At 63.6% G+C, this 18,306-nt stretch carries 7 protein-coding genes; all 7 read left to right on the top strand.

Annotation, left to right across the window (positions count from 1 at the left end; all coding sequences use genetic code 11):
- Positions 1-20: 20 nt before the first annotated feature.
- Entirely contained in the window at positions 21-3,386 is a 3,366-nt protein-coding gene (locus ACIROY_RS03165; RefSeq protein ID WP_402339594.1) for an alpha-1,4-glucan--maltose-1-phosphate maltosyltransferase, read from the top strand.
- Between the two features lies 1 nt (position 3,387).
- Positions 3,388-6,861 (top strand): maltose alpha-D-glucosyltransferase, encoded by a 3,474-nt coding sequence (gene treS / locus ACIROY_RS03160; RefSeq protein WP_402339592.1) that lies wholly within the window; start codon positions 3,388-3,390, stop codon positions 6,859-6,861.
- Between the two features lie 78 nt (positions 6,862-6,939).
- Positions 6,940-9,282 carry a 1,4-alpha-glucan branching protein GlgB gene (glgB, locus tag ACIROY_RS03155; protein ID WP_402339590.1) on the top strand — a complete coding sequence of 781 codons (2,343 nt, stop codon included), beginning with the start codon at positions 6,940-6,942 and terminating at the stop codon, positions 9,280-9,282.
- A 1-nt stretch (position 9,283) separates the two neighbouring features.
- Positions 9,284-11,428 (top strand): glycogen debranching protein GlgX, encoded by a 2,145-nt coding sequence (gene glgX / locus ACIROY_RS03150; protein WP_402339587.1) that lies wholly within the window; start codon positions 9,284-9,286, stop codon positions 11,426-11,428.
- Positions 11,425-13,320 (top strand): malto-oligosyltrehalose trehalohydrolase, encoded by a 1,896-nt coding sequence (treZ, locus tag ACIROY_RS03145; RefSeq protein WP_402339585.1) that lies wholly within the window; start codon positions 11,425-11,427, stop codon positions 13,318-13,320. Before glgX ends, treZ begins: the two co-directional genes overlap by 4 nt.
- A complete protein-coding gene (malQ, locus tag ACIROY_RS03140) occupies positions 13,317-15,503 on the top strand; it encodes a 4-alpha-glucanotransferase (protein ID WP_402339583.1) in 2,187 nt (728 codons plus the stop codon). The genes treZ and malQ overlap by 4 nt, the downstream gene beginning before the upstream one ends.
- Positions 15,500-18,289 carry a malto-oligosyltrehalose synthase gene (treY, locus tag ACIROY_RS03135; protein ID WP_402339580.1) on the top strand — a complete coding sequence of 930 codons (2,790 nt, stop codon included), beginning with the start codon at positions 15,500-15,502 and terminating at the stop codon, positions 18,287-18,289. The genes malQ and treY overlap by 4 nt, the downstream gene beginning before the upstream one ends.
- Positions 18,290-18,306 lie beyond the last annotated feature (17 nt).

Here is an 18,306-nt window from a genome sequence, read left to right as displayed (position 1 = left end):
ACAACAAGCGAGACTAAGCATTGGAAAACCATGCCGCCGAGGCCTTTTCACCGCGTATCTATTGCATTGATCCCACGCTGGTTGGCAGCGGAGGATGGAGCGATCTGTTCGCGCGCTGCGCCGGCATGGGATTCGATCATGTCCTGCTGTGCGGCGACGGACTGATCGCCGGCCTGTTTGCCGGTGACGACGGTAATAACGAGAATCCCGTCGCCGGTTACGGCATGGGCAGCCTGGAACACCTGGAAGAACTCGCGCATCTGGCGACGGAACACCATCTGCGACTGCTGCTCGATCTTTCCGTCACCAGCCTGCACCGCAGCGACCAGTTGCTGCACAGTCATCCGGAGTGGTTTGCCGTCGTCGACACCTCCTCGCACGCATCGGAACAGGGCGGCCAGCTTCCCGATCCGCGCCGTCGCGACGGCGGCGCGTGCAAGGTCCTGACGCCGCAGCCACGCTTCAATTCTCCCGAGGTCGCCGAGGCCTTGCTCGAATGCTGGCACATGCGCCTGGCGATGCTGATCGATGCCGGCGTGGCCGGCTTCGTCTGTCACGATCCGGCCGGCTTGCCCGGCAACTTCTGGTGCCGGCTGGTCGAACGCACGCGGGAGCAACGGTCGTGCTGTCACTTCCTGGCGTGGACGCCGGGCTGCTCGCATCAACAATTGGAGCGCCTGGCCGGTTGCGGCTTCGACGCCGTGTTTTCTTCCGGCGCGTGGTGGGATTTTCGCGCCCCCTGGTATTTCCGCGAACACGAAAAACTGGCCGCCATTGCGCCCGTGCTGGGCTTTCCTGAAGATCCTTTCGGCCCGCGCGCCGCACGCGTGCATGGCTGGCATGATAAGGACACGCGCCGCCTCGGCGCCATCCGCGCCTTGCGCTTCGCTGCATTGAGCGGCAGCGGATGGCTGATGCCGATGGGGTTCGAATTCGGCTTGACCGAACCGCTCGGTATTGCCCGCAACGCCGCCGCATCGACGCGCATGCGCACGCCGCAGCAATTCGTCCAGGCCTGCGCCGAATCCGATTTCAACCTTGACGCAGAAGTGCGCGCCGCCAACCAGGCCATGTCGGCCGGAGGTTTCCGCCTGCGCACCGTGAGCGCGCCGGAAGCGCCGGTGTTGCTGCTGGCGCGCGAGGTAGGCGTGCATCAGCTGATCGCCGTCAATCCGCACCTCGGCCGCATGGCGCATCTCGACGACGGCGACTGGCAGCAGCGTCTGGGCGGCCGCATCCTCGACTGGCCGCCGGAACACGAGTTCGTCCTGCAACCGGGTGAAATCGCCCTGATCGAGTTGCAGACGCCTCCCGCAGTCGCCCCCGATCTCAATCGCCGCAAGAAGCCGGTGGCCGAGAAAGTGCGCACCGGCCGCATCGCCATCGAACAGGTGGCGCCCACTGTCGACGGCGGCCGTTTCGCCGCCAAGCGCACCGTGGGGCAGACCTTCACGATCAGCGCCGACATTTTCATGGACGGCCACGATCACCTGGCTGCAGCCGTGCTGGTGCGTGCCGCCGACGAAAAGCAATGGAGACGCGTTCCCCTGCAACACGTCGGCAACGATCGCTGGCAAGCCAGCCTGTCGCTGCCGCGACTCGGTCGCCATTACTTTTGCATCGAAGCCTGGAGCGACGTGTATGAAAGCTATCGCGACGGCTTGCAAAAGAAGGCGTCGGGCGGCCTCAACGTCGACCTGGAACTGGAAGAAGGGCGCCTGCTGGTGGCCAATTTGGCCGAGCAGGCTCTGGAAAACGGCGTCGACGGCGCCGTGCTGGACGCCAGCGCAGCCTTGCTGAAATCCCTGACCGAAAAGAACGGCGACCGCCTGGCCGTGCTGCTGGCCGACGCCACCGCACAGCAGATCGACCGCCTGGCCGCACTGGCCGGCGCGCGCGCTTTCCTGGTGCGCAGCGCGGTCGAATATCCGCTGGAAACCGAGCGTCCGGCGGCAACGTATTCCAGCTGGTATGAATTGTTCCCGCGCTCGCAAAGCGGCGATGCGGCCGTGCATGGCACCTTCAATGACGTAGTCGCACGCCTGCCGGCCATTCGCGCGATGGGCTTCGACACGCTGTACTTTCCACCCATCCATCCGATCGGCAAAAAGAATCGCAAAGGCAAGAACAACAGCCTGACGCCGTCCGGCGACGATCCCGGTAGTCCTTACGCCATCGGCAGCGAGGAAGGCGGCCACGACGCCATCCATCCCGAGCTCGGCACGCTGGACGACTTCCTGCGCCTGCGCGACGCGGCGGCGGCGCATGGCCTGGAGCTGGCGCTTGATTTTGCGATCCAATGTGCGCCCGATCACCCGTGGCTGCAGGAGCATCCGGGCTGGTTCGCCTGGCGCCCCGACGGCTCGATGCGCTATGCCGAAAATCCGCCCAAGAAATATCAGGACATCGTCAACGTCGATTTCTACGCGGAGGACGCCATCCCCGATCTCTGGATCGCCTTGCGCGACATCGTGATGTACTGGGTGCAGCAGGGCGTCAATGTGTTCCGCGTCGACAATCCGCACACCAAACCGTTTCCGTTCTGGGAATGGATGATCGCTGCGGTGCGCAGCCGTTATCCGCAGGTGATCTTCCTGTCGGAAGCCTTCACGCGCCCGAAGCCGATGTATCGGCTGGCCAAGGTCGGCTTCTCGCAGTCCTATACCTATTTCACCTGGCGCCACGAGAAGCAGGAGTTCATCGATTATCTCGAAGAGCTCACCGCAGCACCGGACGGCGACAACCGTCCGTGCGATTTTTTCCGGCCGCATTTCTTCGTCAACACGCCCGACATCAATCCTTATTTCCTGCAGCGTTCCGGCCGTGCCGGCTTCGTGATCCGTGCAGCACTGGCGGCCACGTTGTCGGGCCTGTGGGGCGTCTACAGCGGCTTCGAGTTGTGCGAAGCGCAGCCGGTGCCGGGCAAGGAAGAGTACCTGGATTCCGAGAAATACGAAGTGCGCGCCTGGGACTGGCAGCGACCCGGCAACATCATCGAGGACATCACTCGCCTCAATCGCATCCGCCGCGAGAATCCGGCGTTGCAGACGCATCTGGGCGTGCATTTCCTGCCGTCGTCCAACGACAAGGTGCTGTATTTCGTCAAATCGACCGCGCCGGCCTACAGCGCCGATGCATCTGACGAACGCCTGCGCTTCGGCGACAACGTGATCCTGGTGGCGATCAACCTGGATCCGTTCAACGAACAGTACGGCGACATCGACATTCCCTTGCACGGCTTCGGTCTCGGCGACGACAGCCGCGTGCAGGTAGAAGATTTACTGACAGACAGACGTTTCAACTGGACCGGCCGCCGCCAGCCGCTCAGCCTGAATCCCGATAAAAATCCGTACGGCATCTGGCGCTTGCGCGCCATGGAGACATGAGATGGAAATTCCAACAGACAGCACGATGTTGCGCACCCGCGAACCACCTGCCGACATCAAGAAAGCCAAGGGCGAAAAAAGTGCAAAGAAGGAAGGCAAGGGCGGCCATCAGGACAAGGCCAGCCGCGCCAAGGCGCGCGCCGGCAAAGACGGCCTGCCGTTTACCGACGATCCGCTGTGGTACAAGGACGCGGTCATTTACCAGATCCACGTCAAATCCTATTTCGACGCCAACGACGACGGCATTGGCGATTTCGCCGGGCTGATCAAGAAGCTCGACTACATCGCCGGACTCGGCGTCAACACCATCTGGCTGCAGCCGTTCTACCCGTCGCCGCGGCGCGATGACGGCTACGATATTTCCGAATACAAGAACGTCCATCCCGACTACGGCAACATGAGCGACGTACGGCGCTTCATCGCCGCCGCGCATGAGCACGGCCTGCGCGTGATCACCGAGCTGGTGATCAACCATACCTCGGACCAGCACCCCTGGTTTCAGCGTGCCCGCAATGCCCGTGCCGGTTCGGTGGCGCGCAATTTTTACGTCTGGTCCGACGATGACAAGAGCTACGCCGGCACCCGCATCATCTTCCTCGACAGCGAAAAATCCAACTGGACCTGGGACCCGGTCGCCAAGGCCTATTTTTGGCATCGCTTCTATTCGCACCAGCCGGACCTGAATTTCGACAATCCGCAGGTGCTCAAGGCGGTATTTAACGTCATGGCGTTCTGGCTCGACCTCGGCATTGACGGCCTGCGCCTCGACGCCGTGCCGTACCTGATCGAGCGTGAAGGCACCTCCAACGAAAACCTGCCCGAGACGCACGCCATCCTCAAGCGCATTCGCGCGGAGATGGACCGCAAATATCCCGACCGCATGCTGCTGGCCGAAGCCAACATGTGGCCGGAAGATGTGCAGCAGTACTTCGGCGAGGGCGACGAGTGCCACATGGCATTCCATTTCCCGCTGATGCCGCGCATGTACATGGCGCTGGCCAGCCAGGATCGTTTCCCGATCACCGATATTCTGCGCCAGACGCCGGAGATCCCGGCCGATTGCCAATGGGCGATCTTCCTGCGCAACCACGACGAGCTGACGCTGGAAATGGTCACCGATGCCGAACGCGACTACCTGTGGAATTTCTACGCGCCAGATCGCCGTGCACGCCTGAATCTCGGCATCCGTCGCCGGCTGGCGCCGCTGGTTGAGCGCGATGCGCGCCGCATCCAGCTGCTCAACAGCTTCCTGCTGTCGATGCCCGGCACACCGGTGATCTATTACGGCGACGAGATCGGCATGGGCGACAACATCCACCTGGGCGATCGCGACGGCGTGCGTACGCCTATGCAATGGACGCTGGACCGCAACGGCGGCTTCTCGCGCGCCGACCCGGCGCGGCTGGTGCTGCCGCCGTTGATGGATCCGCAATACGGCTACCAGACCGTCAACGTCGAACAGCAGAGCGACGACCGTCACTCGATGCTCAACTGGATGCGCCGGTTGCTCAGCGTACGCAAGCAGCATCAGGCCTTCGGCCGCGGCACGCTGAAGGTCATCTATCCGAGCAATCGCAAGATCCTGGCTTACCTGCGCGAGTTCACCGACCCCAAGGAGGGCGGCGCCACAGAGACCATCCTGTGCGTGGCCAACCTGTCGCAATCGGCGCAGGCGGTCGAGTTGGAATTGTCGGCATTTGCCGATCGCATCCCGATCGAGATGATGGGGGGTACCGCCTTCCCGCCGATCGGCAAGCTCAACTATCTGCTGACGTTGCCGCCATTCGGTTTTTACTGGTTCCTGCTGGCCAACGAAGCGACCATGCCGTCGTGGTACGCCGCCACGCCAGAGCCGCTGCCTGAATACGTCACGCTGGTGTTGCGCCAGGGCGTCGGAGAAATCATGGAAGAGCCCGCGCGCGGCACGCTGGAGCGGGAAGTGTTGCCGCACTACCTGCTCAAGCGGCGCTGGTACGCCGCCAAGCAAAAGCAGATCGAGCGCATCGAGCTGGCCACCGCTACCGAGCTGCCGATGTCCAAGAACGTCCCCGGCAGCCTGCCCATCCTGATGAGTGAAATCGTCGTACACGACGATGGCGGGGGACAACAGCGCTACCTGTTGCCGCTCGGCTTCATCCGCGAGGAAGACACCGTCTCGGCGCTGCCGCACCAGCTGGCCTTGTCGCGTGTGCGCCGCAACCGTCATGTCGGTTTCCTGACCGATGCATTTGCGCTCGATTCCTTCATCATGACGGTGCTGGAGCTACTGGCGGAAGATGCCGATGTCGCGGCCGGCGACGGCAATATGCGATTCGTACCGACCGCTGCATTCGACCGGGCGGTCCTGCAGGCGCCGTTGCAATTGCGCCGCGTCGCACAGGAACAGTCCAACAGTTCGGTGGTGATCAACGACGCCATGGTCATGAAGGTGCTGCGCATGGTCAAGCCCGGCGTGCATCCGGAAATCGAAATGGGGCGCTACCTGACCAGTCACGGTTTCCCCAACGTGCCCGCCACCTTGGGCGAAGTGACGCGTCATGCCGGCGACGGCACACCCTATGCGCTGATCGTGCTCCAGCGTTACGTCGACAATCAGGGCGACGCCTGGCGCTGGACCATGGACACGCTGGAACGCGCTATCCAGAGCGACAGTCTGGCCGACTCTTCGCCTTTGCATGGGGAGCATTCCCGCCACAACAATACCGCGTTGGCGGAGCTGGCATCGTTTGCACGCTTGCTCGGACAGCGTCTCGGCGAAATGCACACCTTGCTCGGCAAGCCCAGTGACGATCCGGCATTTTCTCCGGAGATCGTGCACACCGCCACCTACCAGGGCTGGGCGCGTTCGGCCACCGAGCAGCTCAATGCCGCCTGCGACATTCTGCGCAAGAAAAACGACTGGATCGATGTCGACCAGGCGCGCCAGGTGGCCCGCTTGCTGGCGCAACGCGAGCCGCTGCAGAAACGCATCGAACAACTGGCGATGGCCGGCAACGGCTCGGCTGCGATTCGCCTGCACGGCGACCTGCATCTCGGCCAGATCCTGATCGCCTTCAACGATGTCTTCATCATCGACTTCGAAGGCGAACCGGCACGCACGCTGGAAGAACGCCGCGCCAAGGGCAGTCCCTTGCGCGACGTCGCGGGCCTGCTGCGCTCGTTCGAGTATGCGGCGGCGTTCGGCAACAACATGGGGCCGGGCGACCTCGACGCCGCTGCCCGCGCCGGCAAGGAACAGGTGCTCAAACGCTTTGCGCCGGAATGTCAGGCGGCGTTCCTGGAGGGCTATCGCGTCGGCAATCCGACGCTGATGCACAGCCTGCCGCTGGCGGCGCAAAACGATTTGCTCGATCTGTTCACGCTGGAAAAGGCGGCCTACGAAATCTGTTACGAAGCAGCCAACCGTCCCGCCTGGCTGCATGTGCCGCTGGGCGGAATCCATGCCATCGCGGCGCGGCTGCTGGGCGGCAAGTAGTCGGAAAAGCAGTCGCGAAGCAGCGTGATTCGGCGGCTGCACCATCAACACGCAAGAACAAGACCAAGAGGAATCAAGATGGCGTTATCTCTACGCAACGACACGCACCAAAATGATCGGGAAGTCGATCACGCGGTGCCGGACCTGCAACTGGCGAGCAGTTTGCAACAGGCCAGGCTGGGCGATCCGTTCGCGCTGCTGGGACCGCGCTATGCAGACCTGCCGGGCGGAGGTCAACGCCTGCGCTTGTGCTGCTACTACCCCGGCGCGATCGCGGTGCAAGTATTTTCGCGGCCGGCCGACGAGCGCGATCCGCACGGCGTGCTGCTCGGCAACCTGATCCAGCTCGGCGCGGTGGAAGGCAGCGCCAACGGGATTTTCTACGGCGACGTCAACCTGCCGGCGCAGGCGCACCGCGAGATCCCTTACGTGCTGCACGTGGCCTGGCCGGGCAAGAACGGCAAACTGGAAGAGGTGCAGATCACCGAAGATCCCTATGCCTTCGGCTTGCTGATCTCGGACTTCGACCTGCATCTGTTCCGCGAGGGACGGCATCGCCAATTGGCGCGCTGTCTCGGTTCGCAAGTCACGCGCATCGACGGCGTTGACGGCGTGCGCTTTGCGGTATGGGCGCCCAATGCCCAACGCGTGTCGGTGATCGGCGACTTCAACCAGTGGGACGGCCGCCGCCACCCTATGCGTCTGCGCCAGAGCGCCGGCGTGTGGGAGCTGTTCGTGCCGCGCCTGCGCGACGGCACACTCTACAAATACGAAATCACCGGTCCCGACGGCCGTGTGCAGCCATCCAAGGCAGACCCGATGGCGCGCGCCACCGAGCTGCCGCCGGCCACCGCGTCGCGCGTGATCGACGACCGCGACGGCTGGCGCTGGCGCGACGACGAGTGGATGGCGCAACGCGCGCAGAGACAATCCCTGCAGGCGCCGATCTCGATCTATGAAGTGCATGCCGCCTCCTGGATGCGCATCCTCGAAGAAGAGGGCCGCAGCCTCAACTGGAACGAGCTGGCCGAGCGCCTGATTCCTTATGCCAAGGGCATGGGGTTCACGCATCTGGAGCTGCTGCCGGTGATGGAACATCCCTTTGGCGGTTCCTGGGGCTACCAGCCGTTGTCGCAATTCGCGCCGAGTGCGCGCTTCGGTTCGGCGGCGGACTTCGCCGGCTTCGTCGACAGTTGCCATCGTGAAGGCCTGGGTGTGATCCTCGACTGGGTGCCGGCGCATTTCCCGTCGGACGGACATGGCCTGGCGTACTTCGACGGCACGCCGCTGTACGAGCACAGCGACCCGCGCGAGGGCTTCCATCAGGACTGGAATACGCTGATCTACAACCTCGGCCGCAATGAAGTGCGCGGCTTCATGATCGCCAGCGCGCTCGAATGGCTGGAGCATTTCCACGTCGACGGACTGCGCGTGGATGCGGTGGCGTCGATGCTGTACCGCGACTACAGCCGCGAGCCCGGCCAATGGGTGCCCAACATCCACGGCGGGCGCGAGAACCTGGAATCGGTCGACTTCCTGCGAGAACTCAACCAGACCGTCATCGAACGCTGCCCCGGCGCGCTCATGATCGCGGAAGAATCGACCTCCTGGCCCGGCGTCACGGCGCCGGTGAAGGAGGGCGGACTGGGCTTCACCTACAAGTGGAACATGGGTTGGATGCACGACACGCTGCGCTACGTGGAAGAAGACAGCATCTACCGCCGCTATCACCATCACGATTTCACCTTCGGCATGATCTACGCCTATTCGGAAGCCTTCGTGCTGCCGATCTCGCACGATGAAGTGGTGCACGGCAAGCGCACCCTGCTGGAGAAAATGCCCGGCGACTATTGGCAGAAGCTGGCCAACCTGCGCGCCTACCTTGGCTTCATGTGGACCCATCCAGGCAAGAAGCTGTTGTTCATGGGGTGCGAATTCGGCCAGTACCAGGAGTTCGATCACGACAAGTCGCCGCAATGGGACCTGCTCGACGACCCGCGCCATCGCAGCATCCAGCGCCTGGTGCGCGACCTGAACGGCCTGTACACCAGCCTGCCGGCGCTGCATCTGAACGATACCCGCGCCGAGGGCTTCTCGTGGGTGGTTGGCAACGACAGCGTCAACAGCGTGTTCGCCTATTTCCGCCATGGCAATGAAGCCGAGGGCGATGAGCCGCTTCTGGTGGCGGTCAACATGACGCCGGTGCCGCGCCACAACTACCGCATCGGCGTACCGACCGGCGCCGCCAACGAATTCGAATGGAAGGAAATTCTCAATACCGACGCCGATATCTACGGCGGCAGCAATCTTGGCAATGCCGGCAGCGTCACTGCGCAACAACAAGAGTGGCATGGCCATCCGGCCTCGCTGCTGCTGACCTTGCCACCACTTTCCACCATCATCCTGCGCCGAGGAAAATAACATGACTTTAGTAACACCACGCCATCTGCAAGCAGGATCGCCTTACCCGCTGGGCGCCCATTTCGACGGGCTGGGCGTCAACTTCGCCGTGTTTTCCGGCAACGCCACCAAGATCGAATTATGTATTTTTGACGCCACCGGCCGTCGCGAAGTCGAGCGCCTGACCTTGCCCGAATGCACCGACGAAATATGGCACGGCTACCTGCCGGACACCTCGCCGGGTCTGGTCTACGGTTATCGCGCCTACGGCCCTTACGAGCCGCAAAAGGGACATCGTTTCAATCCCAACAAGTTGCTGCTTGATCCCTACGCACGCCAATTGGTCGGGCAGGTTCGCTGGACCGACGCCTTGTTCGGCTATCGTCTGCATTCGGCCAAGGGCGACCTCAGCTTCGACCGACGCGACAGTGCCGCCGCCATGCCCAAGGCCGTCGTCGTAGAAGAGATACCGATCGGGAAAAAATTCCCACGCCCGCGCGTGCCATGGTCCAAGACTGTGATCTACGAAGCCCATGTGCGCGGCATTTCAATGATGCGCGACGGCGTCATGCCGCATGAACGCGGCACCTTCGCGGCGCTCGGTCATCCCGATTTCATCGCCCATCTACAAAAACTCGGCGTCACCACGGTGGAGCTGATGCCGGTGCATGCGTTCCTGCAAGAGAACTTCCTGCTCCAACGCGACCTGCGCAATTATTGGGGCTACAGCACTCTGGGATTTTTTGCTCCGGAGCCTGCTTATCTTTCCACCGGCGACCTCAACGAATTGCGCATGGCGGTCCGCCATTTCCACGCAGCCGGCATCGAAGTGATCCTCGACGTGGTCTACAACCACACCTGCTCGGGCAGCGAACTGGGTCCGACGCTGAGCATGCGCGGCCTCGACAATGCCAACTACTACCGCCTGCTGCCGGGTGAGGAGCGCTATTACATCAACGACACCGGTTGCGGCAACACGGTCAACATGTCGCATCCGCGCGTGATCCAGCTGGTTCTGGATTCGCTGCGCTACTGGGCGGAAGCCTTCGATATCGACGGCTTCCGTTTCGACCTGTGCTCGACGCTGGGGCGCGAGCCGACCGGCTTCGATCCGAACAGCGGCTTTTTCGACGCGCTGATGCAGGATCCGGTGCTGTCGCAACTGAAGCTGATTGCCGAACCGTGGGACATCGGACCCGGCGGCTACCAGCTCGGCAACCATCCGCCACGCTTTGCCGAATGGAACGACAAGTTCCGAGACGCCGTCCGTCACTTCTGGGCCGGCGGCGAAGGCCTGCGCGGCGAGTTCGCCGGCCGCATGCTGGGCTCGTCGGACCTGTTCGACCATCATCACCGCAAGCCCTGGGCCTCGGTCAATTTCATCGCCTCACACGACGGTTTCACCTTGCGCGACCTGGTCAGCTACGAGACCAAGCACAACGAAGCCAACGGTGAAAACGGCAACGACGGCCACAACGAGAATTACAGCGCCAACTGGGGCGTGGAAGGGCCGACCGACGATCCGGCAATCCTGCAACTGCGCGCCACCGTGCAGCGCTCGATGCTGACCTGCGTGTTCCTCGGGCAGGGTACGCCGATGCTGCTGGCGGGGGACGAATTCCATCGCACCCAGCGCGGTAACAACAACGCCTATTGCCAGGACAACGACATTTCTTGGGTTGACTGGAAAGACGCCGCCAGCGAAGAGGGCCAGGCGCTGATCAGCTACGTCGGACGGCTCACGGCGATCCGCCGTGATTTCCCTGTGCTGCAAGGGGATCGCTTCCTGCACGGCAATCGTGAAATCCTGCCTGGCCTCAAGGACGTGTCGTGGTTCGACGAGCGCGCCACGCCGATTTCGATCGAGGACTGGCAGAACCCGGTGGCGCGCGCGCTGACCCTGCAATGCGCCGGCGCCGGCAACGTCGATGCCGCCGTCCCCGAAGGCGAGGCTGAGCAGCCGGACATTGTGCTGATGTTCTTCAACGCCGGCCACGAACCGATCGAGTTCACTTTTCCGCGCGCCGAGGATGCGCACTATCTGCTCATCGACAGCAACATCCCCGACGGCGCCGTTTCCAGGGAAGCCTGTACCACCGCCAGCGTCGAAGTTGCAGCGCACAGCGTGCAGGTTTTCGCCAATCGTCCATGCCGGGAAAAATCATGAACAGTCCAGCGCCGCTCCCACTCCATCCGAACAACGTTCGTTTCCACTACCGCCTGCCGTTCGGCGCCGAATACCTCGGCAACGGCCGCACCAGTTTCCGGTTGTGGGCGCCGCTTGCCAAGACCGCCTCGGTGCTGATCGACGGTCAGCGCAAGGTGCCGATGACGCCGGCCGACGAAGGCTGGTTCGAGGTAGAGACCGATTGCGAGGCGCGCAGCCAGTACCGTTACGAGCTAATGTCGCAGACCGACGGCGAGATCAGCGTGCCCGATCCGGCGTCGCGTGGCCAGGCCGGCGACGTGCATGCCGACAGCGTGGTGATCGACGCCTCTGCGTATGAATGGCAGACCGTGGACTGGCGCGGCCGTCCCTGGCATGAGACCGTGCTGTATGAATTGCACGTGGGTGCGCTGGGCGGCTTCGCCGGCGTGTTGCAACGCCTGCCGGAGCTGGCCGAACTCGGCATCACGGCGATCGAACTGATGCCGGTGGCGGAATTCCCCGGCGCCTATAACTGGGGTTACGACGGCGTGCTGCCGTATGCGCCCGACGCCAGCTACGGCACGCCGGAGCAGCTAAAACAACTGATCGACACCGCCCACGGCCTCGGCATGATGGTGTTCCTCGACGTCGTGTACAACCATTTCGGCCCGGACGGCAATTACCTCAACAGCTACGCGGCGCCGTTCTTCCGCAACGACACCACCACGCCGTGGGGCGAGACCATCGACTTCCGTCGTCCCGAAGTGGCCGACTTCTTCGCCCAGAATGCCTTGTACTGGCTGCAGGAATACCGTTTCGACGGCCTGCGCCTGGATGCAGTCCATGCCATCAGCGAGCAGGGCTGGCTGCGCGACCTGGCCCGCAAGGTGCGGCGCGCGATCGAGCAGGAAGACGCCGATATCGGCTTGTCGCGTCGGCACGTGCATCTGGTGCTGGAGCATGACGGTAATGCCGCCTCTCTGCTCGACGGCGGCGCAGGCAAGCCGGGCGAGGGCGATAAGTACGACGCGCAATGGAACGACGACGGCCATCACGTGTTGCACGTGCTGCTGACCGGCGAGACCGGCGGCTACTACTCGGATTATGCGGTGCAGCCGGCCGAGAAACTGGCGCGCTGCCTGCGCGAAGGTTTTGTCTATCAGGGCGAGCCGTCGCCGTACCGTGACAATGAAGTACGCGGTGAACCGAGCGTCGAACTGCCGCCGACCTCGTTCGTGCTGTTCCTGCAGAACCACGACCAGATCGGCAATCGCGCGCAGGGTGAACGGCTGACCGCGCTGGCGCATCCGGATGCCCTGCGTGCAGCGCAGGCCTTGCTGCTGCTGTCGCCGCAGATCCCGATGCTGTTCATGGGGGAAGAATACGGCGCGCCGCAGCCGTTCTATTACTTCACCAGCCACGCCGATGAAAATCTGGCCGACGCCGTGCGCAATGGTCGGCGCAAGGAGTTCTCGCGCTTTCCCGAGTTCTCCGATCCGCAGGCGCTGGACGCCTTGCCGGATCCGAACAGCTTTTCCACTTTCATGGCATCGATTCCCGAGCCGGTTTCGCCCGAAGAAGACAAGAGTGCCGGCCAGTGGATGGGCTGGTGCTATCGCCTGCTGCAGATCCGGCGCGAAGCCATCACGCCGTACTTGCCTGGCGCAGTCGCGCTCGACGCCCAGGCCATCGGCCTGAAAGCCGTGTATGCGCGCTGGCGGCTGAATAACGGCACGGTGCTCAACATCACTGTCAATCTGGGCGAGCAGCCCCTGCGCGAGTCGCTTGAAACACTGGTGACTCCGGCCGGCGCCGACGTCCTGTTCGACAGCGGCGGCGTGCTTGACGCGCTGGCTTCCGGCACGCTGCCGGGGCATTCCATCCTGGTCATACGAGAGGCTGCAAGATGACTTTCGCTCCTGTTGAAGAAAACCCGCCCAGCGACTACGACAGAGCGGTCTTTACGCTGGCGGCGCTGGCCGGCATTTCGGTGGACTGGATTGACGCCTACAACCAGCCGCAACGTGTGACGCCGGCGTCGCTGCGCACCATCCTTGCGGCCCTGGGCCTGCCGTGCGACAGTCATCGCCAGGGGCTTGACAGCATGGCGCAGCTGCAACGCGCCAACCAGTCGCGCGAGTTGCCGCCGCTGATCACCGCAGAGATTGATCAGCCGGTCTCGCTGCCCGAACATTGCGGCCTGCATGGCCGCGCGTGTCTCATCACGCTGGAATCCGGCCGCAAGCTTGACCGGCGCGTATCGGACGACGACAGCCGCACGCCGACATTGGAAGCGATCGATGAATACGGCTATCACCGCCTGCAAGTGGGAGATGCCGAAGTGACGCTGGCGGTGGCGCCGCGCCGCTGCTACAGCGTCGCCGATGCCTTCGACGCCACGCCGCACAAACATTTCAAGGCGCATGCAGATCGCGGTTGGGGCCTGGCCTTGCAACTGTACGGCTTGCGCAGTCAGGGCGACGGCGGCATCGGCAACTTCACCGGCCTGGCCGAACTGGCTGCACGGGCCGGCACCGAGGGCGCTGCAGCGCTGGCGATCTCTCCGGTGCATGCGATGTTCGCCGCCGATGCGCATCGCTTCAGTCCTTATTCGCCGTCGAGCCGCCTGTTCCTCAATGTGCTGCACATCGATCCGGCTGCCGTCCTCGGTGCGGATGCCGTGGCGCAGGTGCTCAATGAAGGCGGCCCCGAGTTGCTCGCACGACACCAGCGGCTGGAACAAACCAGCCTGGTCAACTGGCCCGAAGCCGGCGCTCACCGCATGATGCTGCTGCGCCATCTCTACGCCATGTTCCGCATGCAGGAACGACCGTCGGCCGAACTCGCGGCATTCCGTCTGCAGGGCGGGCAAGCGCTGGCGGATCACGCGCTGTTCGAGACGCTGCATCACTGGCAACAGACCAGAAACATCGACATCGCCAGCGACTGGCGGCGTTGGCCCGAGCGCTATCACCGGCCCGGCAGCGCCGAACTGAAACGTCTTGCGGAAGAGCAGAGTGGTGAAGTGGACTTCCATATATTCCTGCAATGGCAGGCCTCGCGCTGGATGCAGGCGGCGCAGCAATCTGCGCGGGAAGCCGGCATGGCGGTCGGACTGATTGCCGATCTCGCGGTCGGCGCCGACAATGGCGGCAGCCAGGCGTGGAGCCACAGCTCCGAGATGATCACCGGCTTGTCAGCGGGCGCTCCGCCTGACTTGCTCAACACCCGCGGACAGAACTGGGGCATCGGCGCCTTTTCGCCGCTGGCGCTGCGCGCGCAGGGGTTCCGTTCTTATATCGCCATGCTGCGTTCGGCCTTCGCCAACGCCGGCGGCGTGCGTATCGACCACGTCATGGGCCTGACCCGGCTATGGCTGGCGCCCGAAGGCGGCGACGCCAATGAAGGCGCGTACCTGCGCTATCCGGGGCGCGATTTGCTGCGGCTGATTGCGCTGGAGTCGTGGCGGCATCGCGCCGTCGTTATCGGAGAAGACCTCGGCACCGTGCCCGAAGGTTTCGACGCCGATCTCAAGGAAGCCGGCTTGATGGGTATCGGCGTGCTGTGGTTCCAGCGCGATGCACGCGCCAATTTCCTGCCGCCGCAACAATGGCCGGGGCACGCCATCGCCACTACCTCCACGCATGACCTGCCGACGGTGGCGGGCTGGTGGCGGGGCAGTGACATCGGCTGGCGCACTAAGCTCGATTTGCTGATGCCGGGCGCCACCGACGCCCAGACCCGCGCCGACCGCAATGAGGATCGCAGCCTCTTGTGGCAGGCTTTGCTCGATGCGGACTGCGTGGTCGGCGACCAGCCCCCCGACGACGCGCCGCAGGATGTGATCGACGGCGCCGCCGCCTTCATCGCGCAGACGCCGGCGCCGTTGGCCTTGTTGCCGATCGAGGATTTGCTGGGGCTGGAAGAACAACCGAACCTGCCCGGCACCGTTGATACCCATCCCAACTGGCAACGCCGCCTGCCGGCCACGGCTGAAACGTTGCTGGATCACGCCGATTGCCGCCGCCGCATGCGGCTGCTGCAACGCACCGTGCATGTAAAAAATACCGACAAGACAGGCAGGAAACCTTGAACGCCCCCGCATCCACCCGGACTTTGATTCCGCGCGCCACGCTGCGCCTGCAGTTCCATCGAGACTTCACCTTTGATGACGCGCTGGCGCAGATTGATTATTTCTCCGGACTCGGTGTCAGCCATCTGTATGCATCGCCGATTTTCACCGCGCGCAGCGGATCGACGCACGGCTACGACGTCGTCGATCCGACCCGCATCAGTCCTGAACTGGGCGGCGAAGAAGGCCTGCGCCGGCTAATGCAGGCCTTGCACGAACGCGGCATGGGACTGATCGTTGACATTGTTCCGAACCATATGGCGCTGGGCGACCAGAATCCGTGGTGGTGCGACGTTCTCCTGTGGGGACAGCACAGTCCCTACGCGAGCTGGTTCGATATCGAATGGCTGGGCGCCGATCCGGCGCTGCACGGCAAAGTATTGCTGCCGGTGCTCGGCAAGCCCTACGGCGAGTTGCTGCGCGCCGGCGACATCAAGCTGGAAATGGACGCCGGCCGTTTGTACGTCGTCTGTCCCGGGAATCGCCTGCCGCTGGCGCCCGAAGACTATGTCAATGTTCTGGGAGCGGCGGATTCCTCGCGGCTGGCGGAAGCCATTGCGGCATTCCGGCGCGTGCAGGAAGCGGCCGTGCAGGAAGAACGCCAGGGCTGCGCCACGCAAGCCTGGCGCGTGCTTGCGCAAGCGTTTGAGGATCCGGCGGTGCACGCGGATGTGCAAATAGGACTGGACAAATTCTCCTCGCTGACGCCGGATGGCGCGACCGCCTTGCACGAGTTGCTGGAGCGCCAGCACTACCGCCTGTGCGACTGGCGCAATGCGGGCGACGAAATCAACTGGCGCCGTTTCTTTGAAATCGGCGACCTGATCGGCATGCGCGTCGAGCAGGACGATGTCTTCGAAGCGATGCACGCCTTGCTGTTCCGCCTGGTCGGCGAAGGCCTGATCGACGGCGTGCGGCTCGACCACATCGACGGTCTGGCGGAGCCCGCGGCCTACGTGCAACGGCTGCGCCAACGGCTGGAAGCATTGAAGCAGGGCGCGCCGGCCTACATCGTCGCCGAGAAGATCCTAGGTGCGGAAGAAAGCCTGCCGACTGACTGGGGCATCGACGGCACCACCGGCTACGACTTCATGGATCAGGCCGCGGCGGTGTTGCATGACGCCGGCGGCGCCTCTGTGCTGGACGCCATCTGGAAGGAATACCGCACCGATCCCGACGGCTTCGACTACTTGGTGCACAGCACGCGGCGCCGTTTGCTGGAGCGCAATTTCGCCAGCGAATTCAATGCGCTGACCTCGGCGCTGCATGCGCTGGCGCGCTCTGCGGTCACTACACGCGACCTGTCGCTGATGGCGATCCGGCGCTGCATGCGGGAGTTGCTGGTGTATTTTCCGGTGTACCGCACCTACGGCGTTCGTGCCGGCTGCAACAGTGGCGACTCCTTCGTAATTCGGGCTACCGCGATGCGTGTGCGCGACCTGTTGGCGAAATCGGATCAGTCCGCGCTGGACGCGATTGTCGGCCTGCTCGCCGATCCGCCACAGCCCGAGATGCAGGACGAACGTCATCAGCAGCTGCATTGGCGCGCGCTGACCCGCTTCCAGCAGCTGACGCCGCCGCTGACCGCAAAATCGACCGAGGACACCGCGTTTTATCGCTACGGCCGTTTGCTGTCGCGCAATGAAGTCGGTTCCGAACCCGCGCAACTTGGGATCGAGGTCGACGATTTTCATCGCCACGTCATGCGCCGCCAGCGCGATTTTCCACTGGCGATGCTGGCCACGGCGACGCATGACCACAAGCGTGGCGAAGATGCCCGCATGCGCCTGGCCGTGCTCAGCGAAATCCCCGGACACTGGCAAAGCACCTTGCAGCGCTGGCGTGCGCTCAATCAGACCGCGCGCAGGCAGATGCCGATCGATGCGGTCGACGAGCTGATGCTGTACCAGACGCTGATCGGGGCTTGGCCGCTGGAGCAAGCCGGCGAAGCGGATTTGCTGGAACGCGTGTCGGCCTGGCAGCGCAAGGCCTTGCGCGAAGCCAAGCGACGCTCCGACTGGAATGCGCCCGACCTTGACTACGAAGGACAATGCGACGGCTTCCTGCGGCGCATCCTGCGCCCCGGTGCCGACAATGCCTTCCTGCCGGCCTTGCGCCATTTTGTCCAGGAAGTGGCCGCCGCCGGTGCGCTCAACAGCCTGGGTCAGACCGTGTTGCGATTGACGGTCCCAGGCGTGCCGGATCTGTACCAGGGATGCGATCTGTGGGATTTCACTCTGGTCGATCCGGACAACCGGCGGCCGGTGGATTACACCATGCGGCAGCAGCTGATCCACACCAGCCAGACAGCACCGCTGACGCTGGAAGACTGGCGCAACGGCGCATGCAAACAGCAGGTAATCCGGTCGTTGCTGCATTTCCGTCGTGGCAGGGAAGATTTGTTCACCACCGGAGATTATGTGCCGCTGACGGTGACCGGAGCGCTGGCGGACAACCTCATCGCCTTTGCGCGTCGCAGCGGCGGGCTGACCATCGTTGTGCTGGTCAGTCGCCATGCCGCGCGCCTGATCGTCAGCGACCACACGGCGCAAACGCTGCACGCGGCGACGCCGCTGATCCCGCCGCGACGCTGGGGGGACACGGCAGTGCAGTTGCCGCAGGAGTGGGCGGAAAATGAATGGCAGAGCATCCTGTCAGGCGCTGAGGGAGCGGTGCGCGAGCAAAAGATTTTCGCTGCAGACGTGTTGCGTGGATTGCCTGTGGATGCTCTGGTGCTTTCCTTATGAAGAGGCGTAAGGAAAAT

This window comes from Herbaspirillum sp. NPDC101396, assembly GCF_044767365.1.
Lineage (GTDB): Bacteria > Pseudomonadota > Gammaproteobacteria > Burkholderiales > Burkholderiaceae_D > Herbaspirillum.
The sequence above is the reverse complement of the archived record's forward strand: the minus strand, read 5'-3'. Positions and strand labels throughout refer to the sequence as shown.

Coding starts and splice junctions, on each gene's coding strand:
- treZ (WP_402339585.1), top strand. CDS start 11,425: ATGAACAGTCCAGCGCCGCTCCCACTCCATCCGAACAACGTTCGTTTC.
- glgB (WP_402339590.1), top strand. CDS start 6,940: ATGGCGTTATCTCTACGCAACGACACGCACCAAAATGATCGGGAAGTC.
- treS (WP_402339592.1), top strand. CDS start 3,388: ATGGAAATTCCAACAGACAGCACGATGTTGCGCACCCGCGAACCACCT.
- glgX (WP_402339587.1), top strand. CDS start 9,284: ATGACTTTAGTAACACCACGCCATCTGCAAGCAGGATCGCCTTACCCG.
- malQ (WP_402339583.1), top strand. CDS start 13,317: ATGACTTTCGCTCCTGTTGAAGAAAACCCGCCCAGCGACTACGACAGA.